The organism is Sandaracinaceae bacterium (assembly GCA_020633055.1).
In the GTDB taxonomy this organism is placed as follows: domain Bacteria; phylum Myxococcota_A; class Polyangia; order Polyangiales; family Houyiibacteriaceae; genus JADJJE01.
Map to the genome: position 1 here is coordinate 290,822 of JACKEJ010000009.1, position 14,559 is coordinate 305,380.

At 70.4% G+C, this 14,559-nt stretch carries 13 protein-coding genes; 6 read left to right on the forward strand and 7 right to left on the reverse strand.

The genetic code is table 11. The features are described 5' to 3' along the window. The first annotated feature begins 16 nt into the window (after positions 1 to 16). The 3 genes from H6726_21280 (at position 17) to H6726_21290 (ending at position 3,226) form a co-directional block, all read left to right on the forward strand. Entirely contained in the window at positions 17 to 694 is a 678-nt protein-coding gene (locus H6726_21280; protein MCB9660191.1) for an SCO family protein, read from the forward strand. Positions 695 to 765: 71 nt separating this feature from the next. Continuing rightward, on the forward strand, positions 766 to 1,137 hold the full coding sequence (locus tag H6726_21285) for a DUF4259 domain-containing protein (protein MCB9660192.1): 372 nt from the start codon (positions 766 to 768) through the stop codon (positions 1,135 to 1,137). 88 nt (positions 1,138 to 1,225) lie between these two features. After that, the gene (locus H6726_21290) at positions 1,226 to 3,226 is read left to right on the forward strand and encodes a hypothetical protein (GenBank protein ID MCB9660193.1); all 2,001 of its coding nucleotides are present in this window, start codon (positions 1,226 to 1,228) and stop codon (positions 3,224 to 3,226) included. Between the two features lie 213 nt (positions 3,227 to 3,439). On the opposite strand, the gene H6726_21295 is transcribed toward H6726_21290, so the two are convergent. Next, positions 3,440 to 5,329 carry an AgmX/PglI C-terminal domain-containing protein gene (locus tag H6726_21295; GenBank protein ID MCB9660194.1) on the reverse strand — a complete coding sequence of 630 codons (1,890 nt, stop codon included), beginning with the start codon at positions 5,327 to 5,329 and terminating at the stop codon, positions 3,440 to 3,442. A gap of 392 nt (positions 5,330 to 5,721) precedes the next feature. Then, positions 5,722 to 6,357: a hypothetical protein gene (locus H6726_21300; GenBank protein ID MCB9660195.1), complete on the reverse strand. Its 636-nt coding sequence runs from the start codon at positions 6,355 to 6,357 to the stop codon at positions 5,722 to 5,724. On the opposite strand from H6726_21300, the gene H6726_21305 reads away from it, so the two are divergent. Further along, complete coding sequence (locus tag H6726_21305; protein ID MCB9660196.1) at positions 6,331 to 6,696, forward strand: hypothetical protein; 366 nt, start codon at positions 6,331 to 6,333, stop codon at positions 6,694 to 6,696. The two genes, H6726_21300 and H6726_21305, sit on opposite strands and share 27 nt — an antisense overlap. A gap of 25 nt (positions 6,697 to 6,721) precedes the next feature. On the opposite strand, the gene H6726_21310 is transcribed toward H6726_21305, so the two are convergent. Further along, complete coding sequence (locus tag H6726_21310) at positions 6,722 to 7,867, reverse strand: hypothetical protein (GenBank protein MCB9660197.1); 1,146 nt, start codon at positions 7,865 to 7,867, stop codon at positions 6,722 to 6,724. Positions 7,868 to 8,106: 239 nt separating this feature from the next. Between H6726_21310 and H6726_21315 the strand changes: the two genes are divergently transcribed. After that, positions 8,107 to 8,886, forward strand: a complete 780-nt coding sequence (locus tag H6726_21315; GenBank protein ID MCB9660198.1) for a hypothetical protein — start codon at positions 8,107 to 8,109, stop codon at positions 8,884 to 8,886. A 107-nt stretch (positions 8,887 to 8,993) separates the two neighbouring features. Then, complete coding sequence (locus tag H6726_21320) at positions 8,994 to 9,812, forward strand: hypothetical protein (GenBank protein MCB9660199.1); 819 nt, start codon at positions 8,994 to 8,996, stop codon at positions 9,810 to 9,812. A gap of 40 nt (positions 9,813 to 9,852) precedes the next feature. Here the strand turns inward: H6726_21320 and H6726_21325 are convergent, their stop codons facing one another. The 4 genes from H6726_21325 to H6726_21340 form a co-directional block, all read right to left on the reverse strand. After that, positions 9,853 to 10,983 carry an NAD-dependent epimerase/dehydratase family protein gene (locus H6726_21325; GenBank protein ID MCB9660200.1) on the reverse strand — a complete coding sequence of 377 codons (1,131 nt, stop codon included), beginning with the start codon at positions 10,981 to 10,983 and terminating at the stop codon, positions 9,853 to 9,855. Between the two features lie 79 nt (positions 10,984 to 11,062). Beyond that, positions 11,063 to 12,304, reverse strand: coding sequence for a DUF1566 domain-containing protein (locus H6726_21330; protein ID MCB9660201.1), 1,242 nt, complete (start codon positions 12,302 to 12,304; stop codon positions 11,063 to 11,065). An 8-nt stretch (positions 12,305 to 12,312) separates the two neighbouring features. After that, positions 12,313 to 13,149 (reverse strand): hypothetical protein, encoded by an 837-nt coding sequence (locus H6726_21335; protein MCB9660202.1) that lies wholly within the window; start codon positions 13,147 to 13,149, stop codon positions 12,313 to 12,315. Continuing rightward, positions 13,146 to 14,492, reverse strand: a complete 1,347-nt coding sequence (locus H6726_21340) for an FAD-binding oxidoreductase (protein MCB9660203.1) — start codon at positions 14,490 to 14,492, stop codon at positions 13,146 to 13,148. The genes H6726_21335 and H6726_21340 overlap by 4 nt, the downstream gene beginning before the upstream one ends. Between the last annotated feature and the right edge of the window lie 67 nt (positions 14,493 to 14,559).

Sequence of the window (14,559 nt, forward strand, 5' to 3'; positions counted from 1 at the left end):
CGGCGTGCCCGCGGCCATGTGCAGCGCTCCCAGGCACTCGGCGACCCTCGCGGCGGGATCGGCTCGGGCGACACGTCCGTTCGCGTCGCGCTCCGCAGCTCGCGGCTTCTTCGCGCTCGCGAGCTTCGCGGCCGCCGTGGGGCTCTCGGCTGGTCTCTCGGGCTGCGAGCCCGAGCGGCCGCCGCCGCCCACGCTGCACGCGGTGCCCGACTTCCAGGCACAGGACCAGGCGGGCCGGGCCTTCTCTCTGGCGCAGCTGGATGGGCAGGTGTGGGTCGCCAACTTCGTCTTCACCGACTGCCCCAGCGTGTGCCCCATGCTCACGGCGCAGATGAGCAACTTCCAGCGCCGCATGGCCCCACAGGCTCCCGGGCTGCGCTACGTCTCCATCAGCGTGGACCCGGCTCAGGACACGCCGCCCGTGCTGGCCGCCTACGCCGCGCGCCACGACGCCGACCTCCGTACGTGGCGCTTCCTCACGCTGGGCGACCACCAGGCCACGGTGGACCTGCTCATGCGCGGCTTCCGCGTGCGCATGGGCGAGCGCGAGGAGCAGAGCGCTGGCGGCTACGACATCATGCACGCCAGTCACTTCGTGCTCGTGGATGGCGAGCGTCACGTGCGCGGCTACTACAGCACCGACGCCGAGGGCCTGGCCAACCTCGAAGCGGACGCGCTGGCCCTGCTGCGCTGAGCGCGGCCATCCTCGTGGGGGTTGCTCTTGCCGGGATTGACCGGGGCTGCCCTGCGCGTAGTCTCGCGCAGATGGGTACCTGGGGCGCTGGCAACTTCGACAACGACACGAGCGCCGACCATCTATCGACGCTCACGGGCCGTCTCGTGCGCGAGGTCGAGGAGGCCATGGCCGACCCCGAAGAGCTCGAGGCCGACGAGTTCTGGGGCTGCGCCGTACCCGCGAACCTGGAGCTGCTCACCTTGCTCGCGAAGCAGCACTACGTCGGCGTGGTGCTCCCGGATGTGCCGACCGTCGACCGCTGGAAAGCCACGTACATGACGGCGTGGGAGGACAGCATCGACGGCCTCGAGCCGACCGACGAGTTCCGCCGCGCGCGCCGCAAGGTCCTGCTGGCGACGTTCGCCAAGCTTCGCCGGGCGGCGCAGCGCGAGAGCGGTTGAGCGTCGCCGGACGACGTTCCTCTGATGGATTCCCCCGCCTCGGGACGACCGTGCCCGGTTCGCGTCATGCGACGGGAAGGATCGTTCCATGGACAGAAAGAGAGACTCGTTGGGCAGCACGAAGGTGCGGGGCCCCAGCTCGTCGCGCCTCACGCGCGGCGTCGTGATCGCAACGGCTGCGTTCGCCTCGGTGCTCGACGCGTGCGCGCACGACGGCACGCCGATCGGGGGCGCACGGGAATCGGCGCTCGTGGCTACATGCACGAGCGAGTCCGTCGAACCGGCGAGCCATCCGTTCCCCGGGGCGCACGAATTCGGGACGAAGATGGACGTCTCCGGTGAAGCGGCGATCATCGCCGGCTCCGGCGCGACGGCCGGGTCGAGCCCCGTCGCGATTTATCGGCGCGACGCGGGTGGGACGTGGTCGCGCGAGGCAATCCTCGACCTCGCGGTTTCGCAGGCTGTGGTCGTCGACAATGGAGCGAGTGGCGTGCCGTCGGTCGCGATCGATGGCGACCGTGCGGTGGTAGCGTTCGTCGAACGACATGTGAGCGACAAGACGTTCCGGTCCCGCGTAGAGGTTTTCACGAGATGGTTGGGCGCGTGGACGCGCACCGACGAGATCGTCATCGACTCGGGGCCCTTCGAAGTCACCCCGTCGAACGACCACCTTCTTCCTTCGGTCACGGTCGCGATGGACGGCGGCGACGTCATCGTCGCCGAGTCGTTCGTCGGCGATCTCATCGGGACCCAGAGCGGGCTTCCGCCTAGCACGACGACGGCGAACGCGAGTGGGTTCGCGAGTGTGCTCCACCTCGTCGCGCAAGGCACGAAGACCGTCATCGAGTCGGAAGACGCGGTCCTTTCTCAGGGCGCGAGCAGTCCGGCGTTCGGCCAACAAGTCGTCGTGACGGGAGACCGCGCAGCGATCACGCAGCCGCAGCTCGGGAGCGTCGCGACATCGCTCGTGCACTTCTACCGCCGCGACCCCATCACGCATGATTGGTTGCCGGACGGCGTGGGCACGCCCCTCGTTCCAACGGACTTCGCAATTCGGGTCGCGCTCGTCGGCACGGACCACGCCGTGATCGGGACGGTAGGGGATCTCTTCGGGCTCGCGGTGCCGCCTCTGCAGCTGTGGCAGAGGAACGGCAACGTGTACACGTACGACTCGGACCTCCCGGCGTCGGGCATCATCTGGCCGACGTCGATGGTGGGAGATGGCGCGCGGGTCGTCGTCGGTCAGGCGTTCTTCGACCAATTCGCGGTGTACCGCTTCACGGGGAGCGCGGTCGTCCTCGAGGACGTGACGAGCACGAGCCTGCAGCAGTCGCTTCCCGGCGCGTGGCTCGCGTTCGACGGGACGCGCCTGCTCGCCGCGAGCTCCGGGGGAGGTCTCGTGACCGCCTTCCTCGTGGGCCCCCAGATCGCCAACGACGACGTGTACGTGATGTCGGGGAGCGGACCGCTCCTGGCGGGCCCACTCGACAACCCGCCCCCCGCGCTCTCTGCGAACATCGATCCGCACGGGATCCTCGCGAACGACGACCTCGTGTGCCACGAAACGAAGATCTCGATCGACGCACCCCCGACGATGGGCACGCTCGTCACCCTCGAAGAGGACGGCGCGTTCCAGTACCAGCGGGAAGGCGTCTCCATCTTCGCGTGCAGCGACTCGTTCCGGTACCACCTCGCCGCTTCGGACGCCTCCGAGTCGGAGAGCGCGACAGTTCGGATCGACTTCGACACGTGTGCCCACTTCAACGTCTACGCGGAGATCTGGAAGCGCTACATCTACACCGGCTGCTGGCCTGGCCCGGTCGACCCCATCGATCCGGGCTCGCTCGGCGTGCGTGCGAGCGCGGATCGACCGGCGCACGTCGTGCTGCCAGACGGCGACGGCCTCTCGATGCGAATCCTGGAGCGACCACGCGGCGGTGAAGCGAGCGTGGACGCTGGGGGTCTCGTATACGTTCCCCGGCGTGACTTCGTCGGTCGCGATCGCGTCTACGTCGACGTGGGCAACGGCTCGTGCTCGGTGCGGACGGTCATCGACATCGACGTGCCTGCCACGGGTGTGGCGCGTTGAGGCGACCGATGGGCGCTATGTCGAGATGCTCGACGTACGCGCGCTGATGGCCGCGCGCTCCGGCGTGGGCACCGAGGTCCTCACGAGCGACCAGAGCGCGCACGTCGGTCGGGTGTTCATGGGCTGGCGCCGTCTCGCCGCGCTGCCGGCCCATCCAGCAGCGCTTCACGTCGCCCACAGCGTGCGGCGCTGGTCGGGAGATGTCGTCGGACCTCATTCCGAGTAGGAGAGCCTGAAGGGGTAGGTGACCCGCACGATGCCACGCCCTGGTGGCGGAAACGTCCACTCCGCGATCCGGCGTCGGACGCAGCAGCCGACCGCCTCGCTGACGTCGTTCTCCGTGATGCCCGTGCGCTCCACGGTGCCGTCGGCGCGGATCAGGAAACTCACCACCACCTGTCCTTCGGTGCGTGGGAAGAACTCCAAGTCATTCTCGTAGCAAGCGACGACCTCGTCGATGTGGCTCCGAACGACGGTCCGGATCATGTCGGCCGTCAGTGCGTCTGGGGTGTCGACGCCAGCGTCTGGTTCGGGCTCCCCGGTGACTGCCGCCTGTTCGGAGTCGTCGAAGTGGGTTTCGTCGCCCGGCGGCAGCGCCTCGCACATCCGCCGGCGCGCTGCGCCGTACGCGAAGAGTCCGGCGCGCTGCACCCACGACGCGGCCCCGTGTGCCTGGCCCAGCAGCGCCGCGCCGCGCCGGAGCGAGCGCACGCCATGGACCGCGTCTTGGTTCTGGATTTGCGCAAGCCCGAGCGTGACCCAGCACGGACCGCACGTGCCGTCCAAAGCGACGGCCGCGTGGGCTTCGCCCAGCGCGCGCTCGACCTCATCCAAGCTCAACCAGCCTCGCGCGAGCACCTCGTGCTCGAACGAAGTCGACGCGCGAGGCGTGATCCGCTCGAGCGTCTCTCGCGCGACTGGCTCGAGGCTGGCGCGCGGCGCCTCGCCCGGCAGCGGGGGGCTCGTGTACTCCGTGGCCACGCTCAGCGCGACGCGCTCGAACGCGACCGCTTCCGGGTCGTCCACCCACCGGAGCGCCTGGGCGGCCCCGTACAGGTCACCGGCTTCTACGAGGATGGCCGCTCGCAGGGCCGCCACTTCGGCGCTGTGTCGCGCCGCCGGTTCCCGCCGAACCAGTGCGTCGAGCGAACTCAGCGCGTCGGCGCGTCCCGTTTCGGTGTGCCACGCCACGTGCCGTACCCAGAAGAGGTCGACCTCGCGTGCGGACAAGGCCCGCTCCTCGGGCGCTTCAGCCTCGTCTGCTCGTTCGAGGGTGAACGAGACCGTCTGGCGCGCATCGTGACTCACGAACGCTCCGTAGCGTTCCGCCAGCCCGTGTGGTTCGAGGTGTGTACTAAACGCTTCGCGCTCGCTCGTGCCAACATGGAGCGCGGTGCGGTAGGCGGAGAAGGCGCGCCGCAGCTCTGGGGGACCCGTGACGAGCAGCGCGACGAGCGCCCACGCACTCGCGTAGTGCGCGGCCGTCTGGTCCGTGTTGCCAGGGACCCAGATGGTCTCCGAGGTGAGCGCGAGCAGCGCGTCGAGGTCCAGCAGGCGTGAGGGCGGGACGTGGTACGGAACGATGTCGCCCACGCGCACGCGGCGTCCGTTGCCGTGGAACACGTACGGAGGGACTCCGACGCGCAGGGTCCCCCCGGAGACCACCGCCGTCGACAGCACCTCCGCGAGGCCTTCTTCGAGCCACGCGGGGGCCTGCGGGGTACAGCGCGCGCTCAGTCGATGCGACAGCTCGTGGCGAAAGAGGGCGCGCGTGTACGCGGTGGTCCGCTGCCACGCAAACGCCAGGGTTGGCGGTCGCGCGACCACGCGCTGCGAGTGCGACACCAGCACGCCGCCCGCACCATCCAAGGCGGGGGGAACGGCGCGCCGCACCGACCGCTCCTCCACCAGCGCGAGGACGTCCACGGGCGCCGTCTCGGTGGACGCAGCACACGGGAAGAACACCTGCACCATGGCCTGCCGATCGGCCTCCATGTGCTGCAGCAAGGCGTAGGCTTCGGGGCCGGTGTTGTCGGTCGTCAGGTGGATGCGGTCCGTGTTGGCGACACGCAGCGCGACAGGAGCACACCCCGTGAGACACATGAGCAGCCAGCAGGAAGCGCGCCCGAGGGCCGCGCCGCGCCCACGTTCGCCGCGTGGCTCGGGCGCAGCGTGGTGCGGCCACCGTCGGGCTCGTCGGAGTCGGGAGCCGGTCAGCGTTCGCGTGCGACGCATGCGGGACGTCGTCGACGGTGAGCGATGTGCGGCGGGCTCGTGCGCGCGTTGGGCTGCTCCTTCTTGCACATGCACCGTGTCCGACGGCCCCCCAATTGTGTCAAGTGACGTTCGGGTGACGTGGGCGGCGCGCCCATGGTGCGTGACCCCTACGCACGCCTACACGCGAGGCGCATCCGCGTGCAGCGTTCGTTCATGTTCGCTGGCGCCGCTCCCGGGGTCTCCCGTCGCTTGCCCACCGGCGAGCGCGCGCCCGGCGACTACGGATGGGGCCAGCGCCCGGCGCGCATCTGCTCCAGCACCTCGCGGCAGTACGGGACGCACGCGGCGAGCTCGTCGCGCCAGGCATGCACGGGCTCGTAGCCGAAGTCGCGGCGCGCCTCGTCCAGGCTGCCGCTGTGCGACACGGCGGCCTTCATGCAGTGCAAGCGCGTCACCTGGGGCTCCGGGGCGAGGTGCAGGCGGTGCAGCAGCTCCCAGGCGTAGCTCAGCGCGTACATGGGGCGGTAGGGCAGGCGGCGCGTCGGTACGCGATAGCCGAGGCCTTCGATGATGGGCCGGAAGAACTCGAGGGGGTTGGTGGGCTCTCCGTCGGTGATGTAGTAGGCGCGCCCCGCCACGGGTGACTCGGGGCTCAGGTGCCGCGCGGCGAGGAGCTCGCCGTGCACGAGGTTGCCCACGAAGGTGTTGTCCGCCATGGCGCGGCCGTCACCGATGTCGGCCAGGAGGAGGCCGCGCGCGCACTTCTCGATGACCTGCGGCAGGTAGAACGGGTCGCCCACGCCGTAGATGCCGCCCGGTCGCAGCGCGCAGGTGGAGAGCACGCCTGCCCCTCGGCGCTCGGTCGCCGTCGTCCGCCGTGAGTTGCGGTGCGCGCGACCGTTCGCGGCGAGCATCAGCCGCTCGGCCTGCCCGGCTTCGACGACCTCGAGGCGGACGACGCCATCCGCCTGCTCTTCAGCCACGCGGGCCGCTTTCCGATCATGGGCAGCCGGTATTGGGACTACGACCGCGTGGTGATCGACTTCATCCCGTGCCCGGGCGGCGTCGAGGGGCAGCTCCTCACGCTGCCAGAAGTGGACCTCGAGCTCGCGTCGCCTTCGTTTGGTGCATTTCTCGAGCGCTACGTGGAGATGCTCGAAGCAGGCGACATGATCGCCGTACGCTCCGACGTGGGCACCGAGATCTTCACGAGCGACAAGAGCGCCCACGTCGGCAGGGTGTTCATGGGCTGACCCCGCTGTGCTCACGTGCGTCGCGCTAGCTCGCCTGTGTGCTGCATCGAACGCGCCGCATCTCGCCCCCACCGAGACCATCCGGGATCGCCAGCGCGAACCAACGCCAGATACGGAAGCCCTGTGTCGCCTGGGGCCACACGAACGTCTTCGCGATGGCCTCGCCCTCCGGCCAGGGCTCCCCGTCGAGCAACATCTCATCCACGGTGCGGCGACCGTCCGAGTCACAAGCGCACACGCGGAGCGCGTGGATCTCGCTCGGCGGAAGCTTGGCGACGACCTCCTCGAACAAGGGCTCCATCGAGGGAAAGTCGAGGATCTCGTCGCGTCCAAAGGGCTCGCCCCACATGACTATCAGGCCCGAGCAGAAGCGAAACGGGCCCCACGTCTCCCAGTCGACGTGGCCGCTCTGACAAGCGATTCCGAAGATGCCCTCGAGGATGACGTGGAGGCACACCGAGCAGAAGCGGTCCAGCGCCACGCTGCGCGCCTCGACCCACGTCGGGTTCACCAGGCCGAAGGACTCGACGATGCGCCCTGCGGCGAGGCGATCGTCTTCGAAGACGAAGTCGACTTGTCCTGTGAGGCCGTGCTGGCCGAACCTCGGGAAGACGCGCACGTCGAACCCACGGCCCTCGACCAGCCACGTGGGCTCCCGCTCGTCGACGTTCGCTCCGTGGGCTCGTAGCAGCGCCGCGAGCCTGTCACGCATGTCCCGATCGCGGGGTAGCTCCTGTGGTGTGGGTAGGGGTCGCGCGAGCTCGATGCCGATCGGAGCGCTGGACGGCGGGGCCTCGTTTCGCTCCGCGGCGGTTCGGATGGCCTCCTCGGCCCTCTGCAACGCCATCGATCCCATCGCCATGGAACTCAGGTCCTCTGTGGATGCCGCTCTCGCCCGCGCCACCGCATGCACGAACACGGGCTCGTCCATGAGGGGGAGATGCCGGAGCCGCTTCCGGAACCACCCGCGCTCCCACTGCGAGAACGTCAAGTCGAAGGGGATGTCGGGGCGAGCGACGTGAGCAAAGGCCGGGACCGTGAAGAGTGCCAATCGCACAGCCAGCCATGGTGCGACGCCGAGGTCGAGCAGGGTGTCCTCGATCGCCGCGTCGCTCGCGTCGGGGTAGTCGAGGAACGCTGCGAGGGCTAGCTCGAGATGGTCGCGATACATTCGGCGGGAGTGTGCCTGCGGGCGGGTGTGACTCCAACGTGCAATTGGAAGGGGCGTGGCTCGGAGGCGTTGGCCGGCGTTGGCGATCGTCTCGCGTGTCGTGGCGCGCAATTTGCTCCCACCTGTCCCGCCATGAATCGATGTGCCACCTTGAGCCAACGTGTAGACCGGAGCGGAAAATGAAGCTGAACTCGACGAAGAGAGCGCGGTGGCTGCGGCTTCTCGCGACCCTCGGCCTGTTGGCGGAACTGGCGGGCTGCACGTCTGCACACGAGGCGCCCGCTGCGCCGGTGGGCGGCGCACTCGACGGCTGCTACGTGGGGGCCTACTTCGCCGATTGCGGCGGCGAGGGCACGCCGCGCTTTGGGTGTCAGGTCGGGCCGGCGCCGAGTGCGTGTCGCTGGTTCACGGGCGGCGTGGTGGCCGAGGGGTACGTGCCGTGGTCCTGCGCGGACGGGCAGATCTGCTGCGATGACGGCGCGGGTCTGGCGTTCCCTGACTCCTTCGGCCTCTGGGCGGCGTCGTTCTTCAACTCGGTCGGGGCCGAGCCGTGGAACCGTGAGCGCGGGCTGGTGTTGAGCGTCGACGTGGACCCCACGCTCGCCGGCGACCTGAGCGTGAGCTGCGAGCGTGACGGTCAGGTGGTGGACGACGTGTATCCGTGCCGCGAGCCAGGCACGGGCGAGACGCAGTTCCAGCAGCGCTACATGGTGTACGCTGAGATGCACGACACGCTGAGCGTCGGCGTCCTGCAGGGCGACGGCTTCGTCAGCAGGCGCTTGCAGCTCGAGGTCATGCCGGACAGGCGCTTGGCGCGGGCCTGCTTGCTCTCCAACTCGGATGGCGTCCCGTTGAGCTGCGACCCTGCCGCGTATCCTAGCGGCCCGTGCGCCGAGGAAGGAACCATCCGTGTCTCGACGTTGCCGGCTCGGAACCGCGCCGCGTTGGATGGAGTCGTCGTGGCTGGGGAGGTGACCTTTGCCGACGGGCTGACCATCACGTTCACCGCGCCGCTCTGAGCGTGGATGTGCGCGTCGGAATGCAGGTGAGCGCTGGCACCTATCCTGCGCCAAGCCCCTTCGTAGCCATGAGACGTGTCGACTCGAGTACTTGTGGAGCACGGAAGATGAGAATGAATGCGCTGGGCTGGGCCGGGTTGATCGTCGCGTTCGTGGCGGCCGCGGTGCAGGGCTGCGCGTCGACGCACGAGGTCGCTCCGCCAGCCGGCATCGCGCTCGACGACTGCTACGTGGGAGCGTTCTTCGCCGACTGTGGCGGTGAGGGGACGCCCCGCTTCGCCTGCCCGGAGACTTCTGGCTCGTGCCGTTGGTTCACCGGCGGGACAGTGGCCGAGGGGTACGTGGCGTGGTCGTGTGCGGACGGACAGATCTGCTGCGATGACGGCGCGGGCCCCGCCTTCCCCGAGCCTTTCATGCTCTCGGCGCCGACGTTCTTCCATGAGAATGGTGCTGCGCCGTGGACGCGCGAGCGGGCGCTGGTGCTGGCCGTCGACGTGGATCCAGGCCTCACGGGAGACCTGAGCGTGCGTTGCACGCGCGACGGGCAGGAGGTGCACGACGACTTTCTCTGCGGCGAAGCGGATGGGCAGACCGTGCGGCGCGACTACCGCTACAGCGCGTCCGCGCAAGCCCAGGACACCCTGAGCGTTGGGGTCTTGCAGACGAGCGAATACGCCGGTCAGCGCCTGTACGTGGAGATCATGCCCGACGTGAGCCTGGCGCGCGCTTGCCTGTTTCCCTTGTCGGACTGGATGCCGCTCAGCTGTGTTGCCACCCGGTACGCCGCGGTCACCTGCGCCGAAGAGGGTCACGTCACCCTCTCGGCGTGGCCGGGCCCGAACGGCGCCGCCGTACATGACATGGTGGTCGCTGGCGAGGTCACGTTCGCGGATGGTCTGACCATGACGTTCACGATGCCGCCCTGACGTGGTGGAATGCGACCGCTGCGGCGTGGCCGCCCTCGAGCTAGCGGGGCCAGCGACCGGCGCGCATCTCCTCCAGCACCTCACGACAGTAGGGGACGCACGCGGCGAGCTCGTCGCGCCAGGCGTGCACGGGCTCGTAGCCGAAGTCGCGCCGCGCCTCGTCCAGGCTGCCGCTGTGCGACACGGCGGCCTTCATGCAGTGCAAGCGCGTGACCTGGGGCTCCGGGGCGAGGTGCAGGCGGTGCAGCAGCTCCCAGGCGTAGCCCAGCGCGTACATGGGGCGATAGGGCAGGCGGCGCGTCGGTACGCGGTAGCCGAGGCCCTCGATGATGGGCCGGAAGAACTCGAGGGGGTTGGTGGGCTCTCCGTCGGTGATGTAGTAGGCGCGCCCCGCCACGGGTGACTCGGGGCTCAGGTGCCGCGCGGCGAGGAGCTCGCCGTGCACGAGGTTGCCCACGAAGGTGTTGTCCGCCATGGCGCGGCCGTCACCGATGTCGGCCAGGAGGAGGCCGCGCGCGCACTTCTCGATGACCTGCGGGAGGTAGAAGGGGTCGCCGACCCCGTAGATCCCGCCGGGGCGGAGCGCGCACGTCGAGAGCACGCCCGCGCCCACGCGCTCGGCCGTGGTGGAGCTCCGCGACTGGCGGTGCGCGCGCCCGTTCGCGGCGAGCACCAGCCGCTCGGCCTGCGCCTTGGTGGTGGAGTAGAGGTCCGCGTAGCGCGTGGGGTAGGGCGTGCGGCTGTCGGCGTGCGTAACGGGCGTGCCCAGCACCACGTTGTTGCTGCTCGTGTACACCAGGCGCGCGACGCCCGCGTCCAGGCACGCGTCGATGACGTGCTGCGTGCCCACCACGTTCAGGTCGAAGCTGCGCGCGCGTCGCGCCCTCCGCGCCACGCCCACGAAGTCCACGACGGCCGCCGTGTGGAAGACCGTGTCCACGCCGTCGCACGCGCGCCGCACGTCGGCGGGCACGCGCAGGTCGCCGCGCTGGTGCGAGAAGCGCGCGTGCCGGATGGTGGGCTGGCGCAGGTCGAGGCTACGCACGGTGTGCCCCTGCTCGAGCAGCGCCCGCGCGATGTGCCCGGCGAGGAAGCCCGCCCCACCCGTGACCAGGCACACGCCGAGGTCACCGTCCGTCTGCCCGCCTGTGGGCGCCTGCGCGTCGCTCATGTCCGGGGGTGTTGCACACGCGCTCGTCTGGCGCCGCTCGGCGGCTCTCGTGGCGCGTCGTGTTCGGACGCCGCGTCCTTCAATGGACGCATCGGACCCGTACGAGCTCCGTCTTCAGCGACTGGCTCGTGAGCCCGGAGCCGAAGTTGACGATGTGCGCGCGCGTGTCGTCCACGCTGCTGGACGCGGTCCAGAACCAGTCGAGCGCCGTCGTGGGGAACGCGTCTTGGTCGATGGCCGGCCCGGTGGCGGTGCGCGTGACGAGCGACAGCAGCTCGGCGCGCGTCGGCAGGCGCCGCCCGCCGAGCGACGTGCAGTGGTCCACCGCCGCCGCCCAGCTGCGAGGCGAGGCAGTCGCGCGGGCCCACTCGAGCCCGGTGATGCCGTCGGTGGCCGTCGTGTCGGTGGTCACGAAGCGTGACGCGAGCGAGGCAGGCCGGGACGGTGCGGTGGCGCGTCGAACGCAGCGCACCCGCATCGTCGTCGCGGCCGTCGCGGTGTCGGTGAAGCCGTTCGTGAAGTTCGTAAACCAGATCTCACCCGCCGCCCCGACGAACGGCGACGCGGACCAGAAGCGGGCGGCTGGGGTGCCGGGAAACGCGCTCGTGTCGATCGCCGGGGGTGGCGTGCGGACGTCCACCAGGGACTCCAGCTCGACCTGCTCGGGGAGGCGCCACCCGTCCCCGGCGATGGCGAGATCCGCGCACGACGTGGCCCCGTCGGACCAGGACTGGTTCGTGGGCGACGGCGCGCGCTGCCACTCGAGCCCCGTCAGCGTGTCGAACACCACGTCGTCTTCGCTCCCGTCGATCGTGTCCGCTCCGACGTCCACCTGGTAGCGCGCCACGTCGAAGCGCGAGGCGTCGTTGACGGGCCACTCGACGTCCAGGCCCTCGCAGCGGTAGGCCGGGAACGTGAGCGCCTCGCAGCCGTAGGCGTAGGACACGCCCGAGGTCGCGTCCGTGCCGGCGCATCGGCTCGGGGCGGCGCACACGTCGGCGCCCATGTCCGCGAGCGCGCCGTCCCCTACCCCGAGGTCGCTCGGCCCCGCGTCGCTCGATGCGTCGTCCGGTCCACCGTCGTACGAACCGCCGTCCCCCGAAGCGTCGAGCGCACCGGCGTCCTCCGACGCATCGGGCGCGTTGGCGTCCACGGACGCGTCGCCGCCGACGTCGGCGTCCATGGACGCGTCGGTACCGACGTCGGCGCCCATGGATGCGTCGTGACGGACGCCTCCATCCATCGTTCCCTGGTCGGGGTCGAGCGGTCCATCGCAGCCGGGAGCCAGGCACAGCCAAGCGATCACGAACGCACGTCTCATCGAAGCCATCATTCTCCTCCGTAGGCAGCGTGGATGTCGGGCAAGAGGGTCGCGAGGTGCGCCATCTCCTCGGCGCAGTGCACCAGCAGGTCGAGCGCGTCGCGCTCGGTGGGACGCGCCCAGCGACTCGCCGCGCGGCCCACCACCTCACCCAGCCGACCCGCGCCCCGCACGGCCGCGTGCGGGCCTCCCAGCCAGAACCGTGAGCGCATCTCTACGCCGTCGCCCGCGGGGCGCACGTGGTGCACCAAGTAGCCCACGTCCAGCGGGAGGTCCACGAGGCCCACGCGGGCGCAGACGGCCGTCGCCCCGCTCTCTTCGGCGAGCGCCACCTCGGACAGGCCGAGGCTCGCCGGCGCGACGAAGCGGATGGCGAAGCGGCCCAGGCTGGACCCCAGGTACTCGTCGACGAGGGAGGTCCGCCCCACGTACCGGGCTCTCCCTCGCACTGTGGAGGCCGCATCTTCGACCCAGCACGCGTGCACGTGCGCGCCGGGGTGCCACAGCTTGTAGCGCACCGGATCTTCCGCGTGCCAACCGAACCACCAGTCGACCATCGCGGCGGTGCATCCCGGCATGGGCGTCGCGAGGGCCACGCGCGCCTCGCCGTCTCCCAGCCGCGTGTAGCCGTGCTCGAGCTCGTGCGCGCCGTCCGCACAGAGCTGTGTGGCTTCGTCCAAGCCCGGCAGCCGCGGTGGCGCGACAGGTCCTCGCGCCACGGCGCTGAGTGCAGAGGCGGGGAGGCCCGCGCGCATCGGACGCATGAACCTGGCGTAGCGGCTCTGGGCGCGCTCGCGTGCGTCGAAGCCGAGGGAGCGGCCCGCCTGAGGTCGGGCGGGGATCATGGGCGTCCCATCCACGGGTGAAAGAGCTGCTGGGGGTCACGCGCCGCCCGGATGGTGTCGAGGCGGTCGAGATGAGCCTGCGCCACGAACGGCGCAGGGCGGTGTCCGAGGTTCTCGTCTGCGAGCTGGATCCCCGTGGCGAGCGGTGCCATGGCGCGCATGTGGTCCTCGGCCCAGGACGCGTAGCGCGCGTCGTCCCATGCGTTCTTCCAGACCCCGTACAGCGCGAGGTAGTGTGCGTCCTCGAGGGAGAACGCCATGTCCGTCGTGCGCTTCCGGGGGGCCCAGTTCAGCCAGAGCGCGTGCGACGGCGCGGGCGGCAGCGTCTCGACCACCGCCTGCAGGTGGGGGAGCACGGCGTCGACCTCGGCGGACATCCACATGTTGTCGACGGCGTAGCGGTGTCCCGACGGATAATGGCGCATCACCTCGCCGTACATCCACGCCAGCGGCATCGGCACGAAGGGTGAGCGCAGGCCCTCCCGGCAGCGCGGTGCATCGTCGAGGAACGCGAGCGCGGCGCGTGCGTCGCGGAGCGAGTCTGCGAACACCGGCGCCATGATCTCGATTCCCGCTCCGCGTACGCCGCGCACGCGGCGCGACATCATGGCCTGGAGCTCCACCTTCGGGGACACGTGGGGCCCGACGTCGTACAGGAAGCGGAAGACCTCGGGCAGCGCGTCCGCGGGGTAGCTGCGGTAGGCCGCGCCGATGACCCGCGGGCGTGCGTGCAGCCGTAGGTGGAAGCGCACCACCACGCCGAAGAAGCCGGGGCCGGCACCCCGCGCGGCCCAGTACAGGTCGGCGTTCTCGCCCTCGCTGGCGTGCACCAGTGAGCCGTCCGCGGTGACCACGTCCAGTCCGGTGACGCTCTCACAGGCCAGGCCGAGCGTTCGCCCGTGCCAGCCGAACCCGCCTTGCAGCAGGTATCCGCCGATGCACACGCCGCGGCAGTGACCCGCGGGGAAGAAGAGCCGGTGCGGTCGCAGCGCCGCGTCCAGCGCGTGGCCCGCGCAGCCTGGACCCGCCACCGCCATCCGACCTCCCACATCGACGCGTAGGTCACGGAGACGCGAGACGTCGATCACGAGCCCGCCATCGCGCACATGGTTCGCGGCCCAGCTGTGGCCTCCCGAGCGCACGGTGACCCGCAGCGCTTCGTCGTGCGCCAGACGGACGGCACGCACCACGTCGTGCACGTCGTTCGCTTGTACGATCACCGCCGGGAAGCGCGCCGGGAGGCGCTGGTTCCACGCGAGCGCGCGGCGCGCCGCGTCGTAGCCGGGTTCCCCGCGACGAAAGGTCGCCCCGCGGCGTGGGTCGGTAGGCGTTGGGAAGAGCATGGTCGCCATCGAACGTAGTCGCGCCCCGAGAGCGCGGGCAGACCTGCCGACGACCACCCGCTGGTCG